Annotated in this window: 13 protein-coding genes; 4 read left to right on the top strand and 9 right to left on the bottom strand. The window is 63.8% G+C overall.

Annotation, left to right across the window (positions count from 1 at the left end):
• Positions 1–6 precede the first annotated feature (6 nt).
• Complete coding sequence (locus O3S82_RS04520) at positions 7–546, bottom strand: hypothetical protein (RefSeq protein ID WP_269305861.1); 540 nt, start codon at positions 544–546, stop codon at positions 7–9.
• Positions 543–1,196: a TetR/AcrR family transcriptional regulator gene (locus tag O3S82_RS04515; RefSeq protein ID WP_269305859.1), complete on the bottom strand. Its 654-nt coding sequence runs from the start codon at positions 1,194–1,196 to the stop codon at positions 543–545. The genes O3S82_RS04520 and O3S82_RS04515 overlap by 4 nt, the downstream gene beginning before the upstream one ends.
• A gap of 79 nt (positions 1,197–1,275) precedes the next feature.
• Here O3S82_RS04515 and O3S82_RS04510 point away from each other — a divergent pair, with 79 nt between their 5' ends.
• Positions 1,276–2,199, top strand: a complete 924-nt coding sequence (locus O3S82_RS04510; protein WP_269305858.1) for an ABC transporter ATP-binding protein — start codon at positions 1,276–1,278, stop codon at positions 2,197–2,199.
• Between the two features lies 1 nt (position 2,200).
• Positions 2,201–2,956 carry an ABC transporter permease subunit gene (locus O3S82_RS04505; RefSeq protein WP_269305856.1) on the top strand — a complete coding sequence of 252 codons (756 nt, stop codon included), beginning with the start codon at positions 2,201–2,203 and terminating at the stop codon, positions 2,954–2,956.
• A gap of 55 nt (positions 2,957–3,011) precedes the next feature.
• Here the strand turns inward: O3S82_RS04505 and O3S82_RS04500 are convergent, their stop codons facing one another.
• From O3S82_RS04500 to O3S82_RS04490, 3 genes are all read right to left on the bottom strand, one after another.
• Positions 3,012–3,530 carry a GNAT family N-acetyltransferase gene (locus O3S82_RS04500; RefSeq protein WP_179425862.1) on the bottom strand — a complete coding sequence of 173 codons (519 nt, stop codon included), beginning with the start codon at positions 3,528–3,530 and terminating at the stop codon, positions 3,012–3,014.
• A 59-nt stretch (positions 3,531–3,589) separates the two neighbouring features.
• Entirely contained in the window at positions 3,590–4,972 is a 1,383-nt protein-coding gene (locus tag O3S82_RS04495) for a hypothetical protein (RefSeq protein ID WP_269305854.1), read from the bottom strand.
• Positions 4,973–5,171: 199 nt separating this feature from the next.
• The gene (locus tag O3S82_RS04490) at positions 5,172–5,921 is read right to left on the bottom strand and encodes a hypothetical protein (protein WP_269305852.1); all 750 of its coding nucleotides are present in this window, start codon (positions 5,919–5,921) and stop codon (positions 5,172–5,174) included.
• Between the two features lie 155 nt (positions 5,922–6,076).
• Here O3S82_RS04490 and O3S82_RS04485 point away from each other — a divergent pair, with 155 nt between their 5' ends.
• Both O3S82_RS04485 and O3S82_RS04480 read left to right on the top strand, forming a co-directional pair.
• Entirely contained in the window at positions 6,077–6,253 is a 177-nt protein-coding gene (locus O3S82_RS04485; RefSeq protein WP_269305850.1) for a hypothetical protein, read from the top strand.
• Positions 6,254–6,572: 319 nt separating this feature from the next.
• Positions 6,573–6,938 (top strand): hypothetical protein, encoded by a 366-nt coding sequence (locus O3S82_RS04480; protein ID WP_269305849.1) that lies wholly within the window; start codon positions 6,573–6,575, stop codon positions 6,936–6,938.
• A 238-nt stretch (positions 6,939–7,176) separates the two neighbouring features.
• Here the strand turns inward: O3S82_RS04480 and O3S82_RS04475 are convergent, their stop codons facing one another.
• From O3S82_RS04475 to O3S82_RS04460, 4 genes are read right to left on the bottom strand one after another with little or no spacing between them, the layout of a single operon-like run.
• Complete coding sequence (locus O3S82_RS04475) at positions 7,177–9,957, bottom strand: ATP-dependent helicase (protein ID WP_269305847.1); 2,781 nt, start codon at positions 9,955–9,957, stop codon at positions 7,177–7,179.
• 39 nt (positions 9,958–9,996) lie between these two features.
• Positions 9,997–10,728, bottom strand: a complete 732-nt coding sequence (locus O3S82_RS04470; protein ID WP_269305845.1) for a hypothetical protein — start codon at positions 10,726–10,728, stop codon at positions 9,997–9,999.
• The gene (locus tag O3S82_RS04465; protein ID WP_269305843.1) at positions 10,728–13,448 is read right to left on the bottom strand and encodes a site-specific DNA-methyltransferase; all 2,721 of its coding nucleotides are present in this window, start codon (positions 13,446–13,448) and stop codon (positions 10,728–10,730) included. Before O3S82_RS04465 ends, O3S82_RS04470 begins: the two co-directional genes overlap by 1 nt.
• Positions 13,438–16,533 carry a BPTD_3080 family restriction endonuclease gene (locus tag O3S82_RS04460; RefSeq protein WP_269305841.1) on the bottom strand — a complete coding sequence of 1,032 codons (3,096 nt, stop codon included), beginning with the start codon at positions 16,531–16,533 and terminating at the stop codon, positions 13,438–13,440. The genes O3S82_RS04465 and O3S82_RS04460 overlap by 11 nt, the downstream gene beginning before the upstream one ends.
• Between the last annotated feature and the right edge of the window lie 112 nt (positions 16,534–16,645).

Genomic DNA, 16,645 nt, shown 5'->3' with positions numbered 1-16,645 from the left:
GTCGGCCTACAGATGCGACAGGAGCTCGAGGGCGATGACGACCAGGACGAGGGCGCTCTCCGCGAAGAGGATGACGATCCGCTGAGCACGGGACATGGAGAGCCTGCGGACAGCGAGTAGGCCGACGGCGACGAGCGTGGCCATCGTGACCAGCATGGCGGCCAGCAGGCCCGTAGCGATGTCATAGAGACCGACTCCGGCGAGCGCGAGGCACACCAGGGACGGGATCGCGACAGCACCTGCACCGAGAGTGCCGACGAGCATGTGCCGGTGCTCGGAGGCGCTGGGCAGGTGGGCGTGAATGACCATGTGGCTGAGGAGGTCCGCGACGTAGACCGCGCAGATGGTGGCCATGACAGCGAGCGCCAGGGTACCGATCGCGACGCCGGCCGTGGGATGTTGGCCGTGAGCGCGGAGCGCGATGACGACGGCGAGGACCGTGAAGACGACGTAGATGCGCTCCTTCAGTGCCGCCGCCTGACGCGCTCGCGTCGCCGCCTCGCTGTCGACGAGGGAGTTGCACCCCTCGGAGTCGGCGCCGGTCATGCAGGCGCCTCGGTCCCGTAGGCACGCATGAACACGCGTGCGCCGTCGGCCATGACGCGCCGGACATGCTCGAGGTCTGCGCGCCGGCGAAGCGGTTCGTTCAGCACCCGCAGGGTGGTGAGGGCATGGAAGTGGTCGGCGGCAAGGCGAGGGTCCTCGACGTCGAGCAGACCGATGCTCGCGAAACGGGCAAGCCGCTCGGCCAACGCGTCTGCATGCGCCCGGTCCAGGGGGTGATCGTCCAGCTCAGGCAGCTGTGACTCGTTCTCGGCGATCAGCTTGACCGCGGCTGCGTAGTTCGATGAAGCGAGCTGGGAGCCCCCCAGAGCGGTCGCGAACGTCGTGAGGGCTCGCTCCAGTCCTGCGGCGGAGCGGTCGAGGTCCTCCTCGGACAGGTGCTGCTCGATCAGCTCGCGCAACGTGGCCAGCGCCGCCTCGCCCGCATCTTCGATGACGCCCAGCAGGAGTCGTCGCTTGTCGCCGTAATAGTCGTAGACGGTTCGCTTCGAGACTTCCGCACGTGCGGCGATGGCATCCATGCTGGTGCGCTCCACGCCCTCTTGGCTGAACAGCTCGCGCGCGGCAGCCAGGATGGCAGCGCGTTTGTGCGCCTGTCCTTGCCGCACTGGCTTCGCCGGTGCTTGGGTCATGGTCGCGTCCTTTCTCGGTGCCCGCCCGAGTCTACACCGATCAGTGTAGAACTACACGACACGGTGTAGTGTTGTTCGCATGCAGACCTCCCCACCCGCGCCCCTCGAGGCGCACGCGCTCGTGAAGCGCTACGGACCCATCACCGCGGTCGATCACCTCTCGTTCGAGGTCACGCCGGGCATGGTGACGGGCTTTCTCGGACCCAACGGCGCGGGCAAGTCCACCACCTTGCGGATGTTCCTGGGCCTGGACAAGCCCACCAGCGGCACAGCGACGATCGACGGGCGCCGACTCGCAGAGCTGCATCAGCCCATGCGCGTGGTGGGTGCGATGCTCGACGCGCGCGCGGTGCACCCCCGTCGGACGGCAGCCGACCATCTCACGGCCGTCGCTCGCGCCGGCGGTGTGCCACGGCGCCGGGTGGCCGAGACCCTGGAGCTCGTCGGCTTGGCAGAGCACGGAGACCGGCCGGCCGGCGACTACTCCTTGGGGATGAAGCAGCGGCTCGGCATGGCAACAGCGCTGATCGGCGACCCCGGCATCGTCATCTTCGACGAACCGCTCAACGGCCTCGACCCCGAGGGCATCCGGTGGGCCCGATCCCTCATGCGCGACCTGGCAGCCGAAGGCCGCACGGTGCTGTTCTCCAGCCACCTGATGGGCGAGATGGAGCTGACCGCCGACCATCTCGTCGTGATCCACCGAGGCAGCCTCCTGGCGGACCAGCCGCTGAAGGCGTTCATCGCTGCCCATGCGAGCGAGTACGTCCGCGTCCGTACGCCGGACCGAGAGGGACTTCTCCACGCACTCTCTCGCGCCGGGCTGTCCGCCGCACCCGAAGCAAGCGCCTCCGACGAGCTGACCATCCCCGAGGCGACGACCGATCACGTCGGCCACATCGCCGCCTCCTCCGCGATCGAGCTGTCCGAGCTCACGCTCGTCCGAGACTCCCTCGAAGACGCATTCCTGAGCATGACCGCCACCGAGCACGGGGCCGCCTGACATGAGCGTCCTCGCCTCCGAATGGATCAAGACCCGCAGCGTCCGCAGCACATGGGTCATCGCGGCAGCCACCGTCATCGTCACCGTGATGGTCAGCCTGCTGGGCATCAGCGGCCTGCTGGCCGACTGGCAGGCCGATCTTCCCGCCGACTTCGACCCCACCGGGGTCAGTTTCAAGGGCATCCTCGTCGGCCAGATCCTCGTCGCCACCCTGGGCGCACAGGCCATCACCAGCGAGTACGCCACAGGTCAGATCGTCACGAGTCTCGCCATCACTCCTCGGCGTGGGAAGCTCCTGGCGACCAAGCTCGCCATCGCCGCACTCGTCTCGCTCGCGACCGCCGTCGTCACGGTGGCCTGCAGCTTCGGCGCCAGCCAGGCGGCACTCGCCGCGGCCGGACTGCCGACCGCGAGCGTGGCCGACCCGGGCACGATCCGCGCCATCCTGTGTGCGGTCGCCTACCTCGTCCTCACCGCCGCCCTCGGCCTGGCATGCGGCGCCATCACGAGGAGCTCTTCGGGCGCGCTGGCGATCATGGTCACCGTCGCCCTGCTCGTCCCCGCTCTCGCTCCGGGAATGCCCGGCCTCCTCGGTGACGTCGCAGGAACCTACTGGCCCACCACCGCCGGACAGATCTCGTACACGAACGCTGGAGCTGGCTCCCTGCCCCCGGTCATCGGGCTGGCGGTCATGACGATCTTCACCCTCTGGGCGACGCTTGCCGCCCATCTGGTCCTCAGGACACGCGACGCCTGAGGGCGGAGCTGTGGGCGGTGGCCACGGCCGAGATCGACCGTGGCCACCGTCGGATTCACATGGCGGCAGCGGCCGGCTCTCGGCCGGTCAGTGCCAGCAGGTCGTCCCCGTCGATGCGGTAGGTCTCCCACACGTCCATCTGGTCGCCGCCGTGACTGACCAGGGCGCTGCGCAGGGGGTTGCTGCTGATCACCTGCCCCTCCAGACGGGTGTAACCCTGATCGACGGCGAGTCGTGCGAGCTCGGTCATCAGGATCAGACCCGTGCCCTGGCCCCTGGCCTCAGGGTCCACGTAGAAGTCCTCGACGTGGATGCCCGGCGCGGCGTCCCAGGTCGAGTACGTGCGGTACCAGAGCACCATCCCGGTGATGCGCCCGTCCCGTTCGGCCACGTGAGCCCTCAGGGTGGGATCGGTTCCGAAGAGCTGGATGCGCAGGATGGGCCAGGTCATCCGGCAGGATTCACCTTCGCCATGGAAATCGGCGAGGGCCTGGATCATCTCGGCCAGTCTGGGCACGTCGGTCACGCGGGCCGGACGGACGTGAGTGGATGGGGAACGGGGGTTGTTCTTCATCAGGTGTCCTTTCACGGGGACGGAGCAGGTGATCCGTCCTGTGTGTCGGGACATTGCCATCAAGAGTCCGATGAGCCATAGGGGCTGTGCAGCAGTTGGACTCGCCGGACGAAGCGCTCGGCGTCCTCACCCGGCGTGGGCACACAGATCGTGGTGGCGACGGACGCATCGAGACCCAGGGCCGTCTGCGCCTCGTCGTCGATGAGCAGCTTCGCCTGCTGAGCCTGGGCGGGCTTGAACAGGGCGACGAAAGCCCAGTCCGCGAGTCGCCCCCAGCGCACGCCGGGGAACATCATCTCCAGGCGCCGGGCGACGACGAACATGGTCTCGTCCTCACGGGCCCCAGCGTCTGCGGGGAGAACGTCCACGCGGACTGCTGCGTGCCTGCTCGTCGTGGCAGCGCGCAGGAGGTCGATGGTCTCGCGCTGGTTGAGGGTCTGCGTGGCGGGGTCGTGACCGGCGAGGGCTCCGGAGATCGAGGGGAACGATGACGTGCTCACGCTCGACCGCACGGGCCGCAGCATCACCACCCAGTCGCTCCGTCCTGTTCGCGAGGTGGGATCGACCCGGTGGATGTGGGCGGAGGTGCGCATGCGCCCACCCACGAGGTCGAGGTCGATCCGCTCGCCATCCTCGAAGGGAAGCGGGCGACCGAGAATGTCCGCTGCCGTGAGCTCGCGTTGTGACCGCTCTCCCGTGATCAGCTCAATGAGCCGATCGGCTGGTCCGTTCCAGTCCTTGAGCCGGCCCAAGTGGTCGAACACGAACAGGAAGACGCCGATGGCGTTGAGCAGACTGTCGGCGCGGGCTCGCGACGTGCTCCAATCGTCCGGGTGGCGCGCCACCCAGACGGCGAAGAGGGCGGCCAGGACGAGCACGAAGTGCGTCTGCTCGCTGGCTGAGACCTCCATCGCGATGATCGCGATCACCAGGACCTGGGACGTGAGGACGAAGATGCGAACGCGACGCTGAGGGTGCCGTTGACGGATGTTCAACGTCAGGATCACGCTCAGCAGCAGGGCGAAGCAGTAGGCCGCGTGGACGATGAACGGCGCGGTGCGACGGAACTCGGCCGAGGTGAGGTCCGGGTACACCACCAGGCGGACGAACACGATCACGATCGGCTCGATGAAGAAGACGATCATCACGAGGGTGGGTATCGACCATCGACCCGACACGAGGCGCTGGGCAGCCACGAAGGCGGCGGCCGCGGCGGAGGCGGCGGCCGCGAGAATGCAGGCGTTCGCGCTGGCGTTCGGGCCGGGCTCGGCGTAGTTCCAGGCAGCGCCGGCCGACCAGAGGGCCGCAGCAAGGCACAGGATGGCGATCGGTCGGGCGGCAGCGGAGGTCCGCACCGGCAGAAGGAGGCACGCAGCGACCAGAGCGATGGAGGCTGCAGCCAGACTCGCTCCGATCACCTGCTCATTGTCGCGCATGGTCACCGAGCGCGGGCCCGATGGCCCCACAGACACGCGATCAGGCCCGGAATCCAATGGATTCCGGGCCTGATCTTCGTGGTAGCGGGGGCAGGATTTGAACCTGCGACCTCTGGGGTCCTACGTGCCACGATCACCCTTGATCATACGGGGTCATTATCACGCTTGAAACCGCGTCTTTCCAGTGCCGAGACGTCATCCCATATCACTCCTGTTCCCCACATTCTTCGGAAGTTTGTGGGGAATGCTTGGGAAATGGCTGACCCTCTGCGTCGACTTGGATGGCCCACTGTGCCGCGCGCAGCCACGCCCTGGGGTCCTTGCCGTCGAGCTGCAGCTTGCGCCAGAACTTGCCACCGGGGGTCATGGTGGCGATGTTGAGCGCATTGTCCCACTTCTCGTCGAACTCGAAGCGCTCAAGCCAGTCCTCCCCGTAGACCAGAGCCATGCCTGCATCTGTCAGACGTTCCCCTTCCACGAAGCGCTTGGCCCGCACGAGCCTGTTCAACCAAGTCCGCTTTGTACCACCCTCGGGGAAGTCTTGCGCCCAAGTTGCCGCGGCATGGCGACGAGCCTCCTTACCCATGGCGAGGTAAGACGCTGCGAGCAGCGCGTAGTCCTTGTCTGTCCTCGCGGCTCGCCCGCGCCTATCGCCTCTGAAAGCAGCCGGCGGATCACTCGGCCTCGCGAACATCCGAGGCCTGCGAGCTGCCGTGGCTCTCTCAACCTCTGCCCGAGCAGTGCGGATCGCATCACCGTAGGGCGCATCCCTCAAGGTGCCGACCGTCAGCGCGCCCACCCGTGGACGAACCTCGAGCCCCACGACCGACATGTCGCCCGAGCCGGGGATGCCCTCCGCCAGTTCGACTCCGAACTTGATATCGCCGCGGGTCACGACACAGAACCAGCGCCCGGCGTCTTGATCCCTGAGTATCTGGATCTCGCTATCGCTCATGGCGACAGCCTCGACGGTGCTTGAAGGCACCTTCTTAACACGTCCCTGTTCCACAAATAGTGATGGTAGCAACAGATAACCGGTACTTCCGCGTTCACTACTCACGTGACCTCACCCGGAGGTCACTAGAACAAGGAGGTATCGACATCAATACGATGAACGCGGTCGAGCTGGCCAAGCGGTGGGACACGACGACGGGGCGACTGGCCAACATGCGTAGCGGAGGGACCGGCCCGCACTACTTCAAGATCGGGACCAGGGTGCTCTACCGCATCGACGACGTCCTCGCCTTCGAGGAACAGAACATGGTTGTCACGGCGGGTGCTGCGTGATGGCTCGGATGGATCGACCGGAGAGCATCTCGGAGTATCTCGAGTTCGAGCGAGTACGGAACTGCTACGAGCGCAACGGGCTCTGCGGTGTCTGCGCCGGGCAGGCCTCCTACGGCCACCAGCACGGGTTCCGCGTGGTCCTGAGCCCGTGCATGCTCTGCGTGCCCGTGGTCGAGACCTTCGAGTACGACGCACCGAACGGGTGGCGGAAGGCCTCGAGAAGGCGCCTCCGCCGTCCGCAGATGTGGGCATCGCTGACGAACTCACCTGCAGGGCACGCACAGTCTTGTGCCCAACTCAGCGAAGTTGAGGCGGCTGCGTGAACGGCAAGATCCAGTTCGGCGGGGACGGGTCCTGGGTCGCTGTGGGGCAGCAGCAGCAGATGCTCCTCGCGCAGTCACCGGACTTCGATCTGCCAACGCGTGTCTACTTCGCCGCTCTCGGAAGGATGGACCGGAAGGGCCATGCGCGGTTCAAGCGGGGTGAGCTGATGCGGATCTGCTCGATGGTCGACAGACGGACCGGCGAGGTCAGGAGCGCGCGATCGGACTCGATCAACCGTGCCGTCAGGAAGGCCGTCGAACGAGGAGCTCTGGCTGACGACAGCAGCAACCGTTGCCTCGTCGTGCCACACATCGTCGCCCAGGCGAATAGCGGGCCGTACTACGACTGCCCCGTGCATTGAGGTTGACCTGACGGGCCAGTGATCTCGACCGAAGTTGGCACCACAGGCCGTCGACGGATGCCCATGAGGCCAAGGTTCTCGGCCATTTGCGCAGGTCAGCGGCTTGCGCTCTCTCTTATCTCTCTCACCGGAGGAACAGGCGGGAAGGGGGCGGAGCCCCCAAATGAGACCTTGGCTTGATCTCGAAGCGAAGAGATGCCAAGAAACGGCCGGGCCCTGGCGGGCCCGGCCTTCTTCGTCACTTGGAGCGAGGAGGCTTGGGACGACAGAGCTCGACCACATCACAGGTAGAGCACTTGTGCCCGAAGGTCGCGAGTCGAGGCAGCTCGTTCTTGCGAAGTGCATCGCCTGCCTTGCCGATGCGACCTCGTACGTCGTCGAGCAGGTGGTTGTCCACTTGGTCCCGATGGCTCTTGCCGCCGGCGTCGAGGTTCAGCACCTCGACGACATCCGCGTTCTCACCACTCAGTTCCTCGTATCCGAGGGCATAGACGTGCAGTTGGTCACGGGTGACGTCCTCAGCCTGGGCGCGCTCAGTCGACTTGAAGTCGACGATCGCGAGTTCGTCGGTGTCCAGCTTTCGGATCAGGTCGATGCGCCCGTCGACGGTGATGCCGGGGGCGATGTGGACCTGGATCTGCTTCTCGGAATGAACCGTGTTGGCGATCTCGTCGCCGTGGACCCTGAAGTATCGCTCGATCGCCTCAGTCGCAGATCGCTCGAGGTTGCGTCGCAGTTCGGGGTACGCGAAAGGGGTGTGAAGGTGCCGCTCGACCAGGTCGGCCGCATCGGCGGGCGTCATCATTTCGCCGTCAGTGGCCTTCTTGTGGACCTCCGAGAGCGCGTCGTGCAGTCCCTTGCCGTAGCCGAGCGCCTCGTGGAGCGGCGCGTTAAACCCGTAGAGGAAGCGGAGCTTGAACTCGTACGGGCACTCGAACAGGTACTTCAATTCCGAGAAGGAAAGTGTCACCTGGGGGATCTCGTGGATCGCTCGAGGCTCGAGACGGTCGCCTGGGATCGGTTTCACGCTCGTCGATACCCACTGGTTGCCGGTGCAGTGAAGGAAGAACTCGGACTGGCGCTTGTGGTTGCGGCCTTCACCAGGCGAGAAGGTGACGTTCAGGAACTTCTGGGCTCTAGTGACTGCGACGTAGAACAGGCGCCGCTCGTCGTCCTTCGTTCCCTTGTACCGGTCGGGATCGTTGATCGCCTCTGCCGGGATGACGTGGAACATCGACAGTCCGCCGATGCGCTGGGCCGGGAACCTGTTGGCGCGCATGCAGGGCAGGAAGACGGCCGGCCACTGCATGCCCTTCGATTGGTGGACGGTGGCAATGGTGACGGCATCGGGGGTTGCGTAGCCAACGTCACCGTCCGACTCGGCGTAGTAGTCGGGCGCCTGGTGCTCGAGCCAGCCGGCGAACGTCTTGTACTTCTCGCTCGGCTCGCTCGAGAAGTGGATCTGTTCGAAGTCGGAGATGGCCTGGCTGAACTTCCCCAGCTCGTAGAAGACGAGCTCTCCCCTGCCCTTCGGCCCGGGGATGGTCTCCTCTCGGATCTCAAGGGCAGCGAGGAAGTCGAGGTAGACGCGTTGAATGTTGTAGACCCCCCAACGCTCACCCTTCTTGAAGTCCTTGCCAGCGTTCAGGATCGCCACAGCCGAGGCCCACTTGGCGGGGTTGGGCAGCAGGTCTGCCCTCACCCATAGGTCCCGAAGCAGGCTCGCGTCAATCTCGTCCACCATGTAGCGGAAGATGCCGACGCACGCCTTGATCTCGTCCGCCTCGAAGAGGCGGTTCAACCCCTTGATCACGTAGGGGATCTGGCGCTTCTTCATCTCCTCGACGATCGGCCCTGCGTCCTTGGCGACCGAGCGCAGCAGCACAGCACAGTCGGAATACGACAGGCCGCGCGGCTCTGCTCCCGGCTTGTCCGTGAAGGGCACGCCCTGAAGGTGCTCGATCCGGTCGCAGATCCAGGCTGCCTCGTCCTCAGGGGTCGGAAAGTCAAGGGCCAGGAGGTCGCCTCGCTCCCAGTTCTGGTGACCAGAAGCGACCATCTTCTTCGGAAGACGGTCACCGCTTGGGATCAGCTCCGCGACGGATCGCCCCAGTTCGACCACGCCCTTGGACGAGCGGAAGTTGTCGTTCAGCACGACCTGCTTGACGTCGCCGTACCGATCGGCGAAGTCGATGATGTTCGCAACCTCGCTGCCCCGCCACTGGTAGATCGTCTGGTCATCGTCTCCCACGACGCACAGGTTTGCGCCGTACTGGACAAGCCCTCGGATCAGGCGCTCCTGCAAAGGGTTGACGTCCTGGTACTCGTCGACGACCAAGTACTTGATGTCGTCCCGGATGTGCCGCTGGATGTTCTCGGCGTTCTCGTCCTCGTGAGGATCGATCTCCAAGAGTTCGACCGCGAGCGCAATCATTGAAGTGAAATCGAAGCTGGCCTGCCCGTGGATCAACCGGACGTAGGAGTCGAGAGAGTCCAGAACCCCGGCTGGGACCAGAGACTCATCGATCTCGTCCTCTCGAAGCGTGCCGAGGACCTGCAGGTAGAGCCGAGAGTTCTGCCAGCGCTTGAGATGACTCTGCTTCGTACCGATCGTGGGGCAGGTGGTCAGACCCGACTGCTTGCTGTACTTGTCGATAAGAAGTCGTGCCGTGATCTCGGTCAGCACGGAGTACTTGAACGTGTCGGGCACCAGCCGCTGCAGGAGATCGAGCGTGTATCCGTGCATGGTGCCGATGTACATCTCGGCAAGGCCTGTGACCTCGCCGTGTTCCTCCTGAAGGATCCCCAGCACTCGCTCCTTCAACTCCGCTGCGGCCTTCTCCGTGAAGGTGAAGGCGATGACGTTGCGTGGCTCGATCCCGGGCTGCCTCAAGATCTTGGCGATGCGTTGGGAGATCACCTGGGTCTTGCCGGACCCAGCGCAGGCGATGATCTGCAGGGGCTCGTCGATCGTGTCGATCGCGGCCTTCTGATCGTCCGTGTATGTGGTCGTCGGCAAGTGCCTCACCCCTGAGAGATCTGTGTTGTCATGCCCACATCACTTGCCGAACTTCAGCCACTTGGAGGTCGAAGAAGGCGCGTCAGGGTCGAGCGCCGGGCGGGGATCGAAGAGCGGCGACAGCCTCGAAAGATCGGGAGAGTGCAGCTTGCCCTTCTCCGGGAAGTAGGCATCGAGACGCAGTAGGCGTACTTGAGCCTTTTCCCCGTTCGCCCCCAAGGTGAAGCCGAACTTCTTGAGCGCAGTGGCCACGTCGGAGTCCACGCGGAAAGCTGATTGGCTCTCGATGTTGATCGCTACATGACGGGCCCCGTTGAGGAGCACCGCCCGCCGAGCAGCCTCGAAGCCAGCTTCATCGGGGTAGACACTCTCGCCGGGATCGACCGGCGGACCGCCCGTTCCGACCTGCTCGAAGGCGATCTCGTCACTTGTCGACTTCGAGATCTCCGACGCGGCAGATCCCTGCGGGAGCTTTCCCTTGATGGAGAGTCTCGAGAGGTTGCCCCGGAAACTCCTAGTGACGACCTTATGTGCGCCGAGGGTCTGGACGATACGCAGCGCTTCGTTGAACTTGTCAGTCATGACCAGACTGTCGTACTGGCCATAGGGGACGACTCGCGTGGCAATCCGCGGGTGGCTTACGTAGACGACCTTGGCGATCGTCGGCTCGTTCCCGAACGTGAACTCGCGAGCACGATCGAATGGGAGCTGGAGTACGGATGACTCCTTCGCCTTGATCGGCTCCTCGTGGTAAAAGGACATCAACTGCATCAGTCGCTCACCTCGAAGATCTTCATGACTTCGTCGCCGTAGTCGTTGATGACCTTGACCGCGATCTTGCCCGTCGACGGCTTCGGAAATGGCCGAGAGATGGTCTGGTACAGCGACTCCCAGGCGTCCGCGTCGATGTCAGCCTTCAACGCTGTCTTGAGTCGCTTGTAGGGGTCGTTCCCGCCGGTGAAGTAGCAGTGCCGGACGAAGAACGACTCCTCGTTGTAGTCGGTGTCGATCATCCAGAGCGCGATCTGGCCGGTGTCGCTGCTCCTGACCTCCCCAGTCGTGGGGTCATAGATATCGACCCCCTTGAGATCGACGATGTAGCCCTCGTCCGTGGAACGCAGGTCAATGTCGGGCTCGCCGAAGACGGTGAAGAGGTTGCCCGATCCGGTCTTCTTCAGTTCCTCGCCCATGAGGAGGTCCGCATTCATACGGACCATCAAGACGGGTAGACGGCCAACAGTGCGTGCTCCTCCGATCTGAGCGAAGCCCTCGTCGGAGGCTTCGATTGTGAAACCGTCCTCCTCTGTCACGTTCGTCGCTTGGGGATCGAACGCGAAGCCAAGGACGCAGAGCAAGTCGATGTCGCCAGCACGGATGGCTTCCCTGGCGGCGTCCTTCACGTACTTCGCGCTGACGGTTCCGTACTGCGGCCCGATCGCAATGCCGATCCGACTTGGTGAGGCATGCTCCGCGTTCGGGATCTGTTGCCCGATGGCCTGGATGTACCGTCCAGCGTAGGTCTCGAACGCCTCAAACTTCAGCTTCTCGGCACGCTGGCCGTTCTGGATCCCAGCCTTGGCTAGGTTGTCGAGGATCGACTGCTCAAAGTTAGGGCCATCAGCATCCTTTGCCGCGTCCGTCTCCGAGAGCGACTCGGGGGCATCGCCGAACGAGATAGCCCGGTGCGGGCTTAGCGACTCAACTGTGAACGGGCCGGCGACACGGACCTTCTTCGGATCTTCGTACGGGCGGTCGTACAGCAACTCGTAGTCGGCGTGGCGACGAATGGCGGTGTCGATCTCATCGCCCGAAAGACCAGCGACGATGTCAGGGTTGCGCGCGATGGACTTCAGGGTGATGTGTTGAGCGCGGTCGTAAACGAAGCCTTCCCGGATGTCGTTTGCAAAGTTGGATCTCGGGACGACATGCGCGGTGAGGCTCTGCTCCTTCTTGTGCCCCTCAGCCGAGTCAGCGAGCAGATACCAAGGATGCCTTGACGCCATCACTCTTTGCCGAGCAAGGGCAAGCGCTACGCGGGATGTGTCGATCGTGATCCAGCGACGACCCCACTGCTCAGCAGAAACGGCGGTTGTTCCCGAACCGCATGTTGGGTCGAGAACCAGGTCGCCCGGATCAGTACACATGAGCATGCACCGCTCGATAACCCGGCTCGCCGTCTGGACCACGTAGACCTTCGCCTCGCCAAAGCCACTCTGACGAGTATCGCTCCAGAAGTTTGAGATCGCTTGGAAAGGAAAGTCGTCAAAATAGCGTGCAAAGCGCAGCGTTGAACCACTCGACATGAGCCGGCCTGCGTGACGCAGCCGCTCCATGCCCTCCGCATTTGTCTTCCATCCGCCCTTTGCTGGCCGGAATTCCTTGCCCGCAAACTCAACCGGGAACTGAGTTGTCACGCCACCGGTCTGTGAGGTGAGGGGGTTCTGGCTCAGAACCTTGGCCCCCGCCTTGGCCAGCTCCTCGACCCGCGCCAACTCCGCGCTTGAAAGGGAGCGGATTACGCCGTCCTCCTGAACGAAGCGGTAGTTGGCGTCATCCCCAACGCTCCGTCGCTTGTACAACGTCCGGTACTTGACGTCCTCCTTCGAGCGCGCGTACCAGAGCACGGTGTCCGAGATGCTAGCCAGGACATCAGTCCGCACGGCCGGACTGCCGGCTCCCGTCGTCGTCAGGTAGTTGATTTGCGAGCAGAAGTTCTCGGGGCCAAAGACTTCGTCCATGAGGGACCGAACCAAGTGGACGTTCTCGTCGCCAATCTGGACGAAGCAAGATCCCGACTCAGAGAGGAGGTCGCGGGCAGCAAGCAGCCGGTCGCGCAGGTACGAAAGGTACGAATGAATGCCCAGTTCCCAGGTGTCGCGGAACGCCTTGACGACCTCAGCCTCGCGAACTGCATCCTCGAGACGGCCGTCTTTCACGTCGCGGTTTCGAGCGGACACCTGCCAATTCGAACCGAACTTGATGCCGTACGGCGGGTCGATGTAGACCATCTGCACCTTGCCGCGCAAATGCTCGCGGTCAGAAAGGGAGGCCATCACCTGCAGGCTGTCCCCCAGGATCATTCGGTTCGACCAGTTGGCGTCGTGCTGGTAGAAGTCCACCTGCTCGAGTTCGTCAAGACCATCGAAGGTGTCGAAGAGGGTGAGTTCTGGCTCGTCGTCCGGACGAGCCGCAGTGCGGCGGAGGTTCTCGACCAGCACACGCGGGTCGATTTTCTCTTGGATGTAGATCGGCGGCGCATCCGTAACCAGGTCGGAGTCGGCGTTGTCAGCCGCGTCTGCGTCCTCGGGGTACTTGCCCCGCCAGACCAATTGGGGGTCGAGGGTTTCGTCGCGCTGATAGCGGACCTTGCGAACGGCCTCGATCTCTGGAGTCACGAAATCCTGCGCGTCGGCAGTGGGAATGTTCTTCCGGGTCTCGCCGTGCGTGATCGAGTCGATCGGGGTCGGGCCCTTCGAGGTGTTACGCGCCACGAGCGCTCCTTGCGGTGTTGATGTCAGCGTTCGTTTCGGCGAAGTCAAGTAGGTCGGGGTCGCCGATGATGGGGTTGTCGCCATAGAGGCTTTGGATCGCGTCGGCGAGGAGCGTCTTGAACTGGTCCGGATCCTTCATCTCGATGTAGGCCCAGCGGCCCCAGCCGCCATGGTTGTTGACCGCCACGCACCAAGAGTTCCGGGCAGTCTCCGCCTTCTGGTTCGTCGGACCGGGACTCTTCTGGCTGCCGGAGATCTCGATGATCAGGGTTCGTTCGACATCATCGTCCGTGCGCTTTAGACGAACCAAGAAGTCGGGGATGTAGGAGTGGCTGCGGCCCTTGTGGACGTACGGGATGGTGAGACCGAGCTGGTCGTTCTTGACGAACGCTGCGACGTTCGAGTCCGCTTCGAGGATCGCGGCCATTCGTCTCTCCCACGCATTCCCCTCCGGTCCGTTCCCATCGAGCGTCACATGCGAGACCTCGGACTTCTCAACCGGGACGGTTCGCTTCCGTGTCACGAAGTCGACATCCCCGGTCGACCCTTCCGGGTCGAACCGGTTGATCATCGGCCGCAAGCGCTCGCGGCGATTGCCGGACAGCCGGATGACCTCGTTCCAGACTTGTTCGGCGGCAAGGATCTGAGCCTGGGTGATGGTGACGAGGAAGCCCAGGGAATACCCCTCGTGTACGACAACCTTGGTGTCAATCCACTCCGAGCAGATGCCGACGAGTCTTGGGAAGAGCCATGGTCGCTTGTCGCCTGCGCGCGTGAAGTGCTGGTCGAGGATGCGCTTGGCAAGCCGGAAGGCGACTTCCTGCTTTCGATAGATGGTCGGGTCGCCCTCTTCGAGTTCCTTCTGGCCGACGAGTCCACCCAGCTCGACCCATGAAGGGACTGTGTCCTTACCGATATGGAACTCGGGCGCCTCATCGAAGTCGGTGTAGATGTCCTCATCGGGGATCTCGACTCGGTAGCCGTCCAGCTTCGGAAAGTTGATCCGTAGGTGTTCCCGTCCTTCGACCGCGTGGACGTGGATGGACGGCTTGGGAGGTGCGGGCTCACCTTCGGCCGGTTCGCCGGCGACGAACTGGAACGGGATCCCGTAAACGTTGGCGTATTCAGGCTCGAACCTGCCTGTCTCGTCGCTCACCTCGTAGGAGCGGCGACGTAGGCCTCGGCCGACGACCTGCTCACAAAGGAGCTGAGACTTGAATGCTCGCACCCCCAGGATGTGGGTGACGGTGTTGGCGTCCCAGCCTTCGGTGAGCATGGAGACGCTGACCACGCAGCGAATGTCTGCTCCGAGTTTGCCGGGCTTGCCCACCGTGTTCATGACTTCGCGCAGGAGGTCCTCGTCTGTGAGCTTTGCGACGTCGGCGCCGGGGTTGGTCTTGCGGTACTCGGCCTTGAACTGAGCGATCTCGGCGCCAGCCGCCTGTTTGAAGTCCGCCTTCATGGCTTCTCCGGACTCGATCTGCGCAGAGTCGATCAGGATCGTGCGGGGCTTGGGCAAGGGTCTGCCGTCGACGACGTTGCTGAGGAGCGCGAGGTGGCCCGGCCTGTGGGCGATGACCTCGTCATCCCGGGCGACCTCCTCACCTGCGATCCAGGTGTAGACGAGCTTGCTGACCACGGTGTTCGGGCAGACCACGATGAAGACCGGCGGGGTCTCGCCGTACTGCTGGAGGTTCTCCTCCCAGTGAACGAAGGCCTTCTCATACGAGCGATGCAGGCTACGTAAGGCTGCCTCGAGCTCCTTCGGTGGTGCCCAATCAGTGACGGCATCCTTGGCTGCTCTCTTCGGCAGCTCCTTGCCCACGAAGTCCCAGAGTCTGAGGAAGACGACGTGCTCGGTCTCTGCATCGTCGTCGACTGGGGTTCTTGGCACTTTGACGATGCCGGACTCGATGGCATCCATCAGGGAGAAGTCGCTGACAACCCACGGGAAGATGTAGCCCTCGGCGTAACCCGACCCAGACAGGTAGAAGGGGGTCGCGGAGAGGTCGAAGATCTGCTTGATCCCCACGTACTTCGCGATTGCGCGAAGTCCGTTGAACCACAGTCCGGCCTTCTCGTTGGCGTCTTTCTCTTCACTGGTCTCCTTGCCCGATGCCAGGGGCCTTGCGAGGTAGCAGTGGTGCGCCTCGTCGTTGAAGACCATGATCTGTTGCTTCTTGCCCGCCTCAGTGACACCGAGGCCGCGAAGCACGCGGCTGACCATCGCCTTCGGCGACTCCTTGAAGGGATCGCTGGTCTTGTTTCCCTTCAGGAGGAGGCGAGTGTTCTTGGCTACGCCCTTGATCTCCTTGGCGTCCTTGAGTTGGAACGCATGGAAGTTCGTGATGACGATCCGCGCACTCGCCATGCCGCCCTTGAGGTCGGACGGGATGAGGTTGCGCACGTCGTAGTAGTTGCCCTCGGTCTCGGGCAGCAGGACGTTGAGGCGGTCGCGGATGGTGATACCCGGGGCGACGATGAGGAACCGGTTGGTGAACCGTGCGTCGTTCGGCGACTGCGCCTTGTTGAGAGTCTGCCAGGCGATCAGCATCGCCATCACGATCGTCTTGCCGGCGCCCGTCGCCATCTTGAGTGCTGCTCGCGGCAGCCTGTCGTTGTGAACTTCGTTCTCCGGCTCGAGCCGTTTGCGCCAGTCGGCGTAAGACGGGTGCCTGCCGGCAACCTCCGTCAGGAAGATCGCGGTCTCGGCGGCCTCGCGTTGGGCGAAGATGACTCGGTTCTCGCGGTTCGGATCGGCCCAGTGTTGCAGGAGCTTGCGCGTGATGGGGGTGACGCCGTCGTAGTGTCCGCTCGCCCGCCACTTGTCGACGTCACGTCGGATGTCGTTGATGAGACTGTTCTTCTCGCGGCGCTCGCCGGTCAGATCGAAGTCGAAGCCTTGCTGCTCCGACCCGTCTGGTCCCTTCTTGCCCTTTCTGGTCACCGCGATCGGGATGAAGGACTCGCTGGGGCGTCGGCCATCGATGATCACGCCGGTCGGACCTGACGGTCCGATCTCGTAGTGCCGATCGGGAGCGTCGTACGGACCGTTCAGGATCGGGTTGTCGATGCCGCTGCTCAACGCTTCGCCCCCGGGATCGTCAACATGATCGGCACTTTACCGACCGCGTCCGGCGCTTTCCGGAGAACCTGGACAACCTTGGAACCTGCGCGGGATCTCTGCTGCTATGACG

Source organism: Aeromicrobium sp. HA, from assembly GCF_027171405.1.
GTDB classification, from domain to species: Bacteria; Actinomycetota; Actinomycetes; order Propionibacteriales; family Nocardioidaceae; genus Aeromicrobium; species Aeromicrobium tamlense.
Note: the sequence above shows the minus strand (reverse complement) of the source record. Positions and strands in the feature narration are given on the sequence as shown.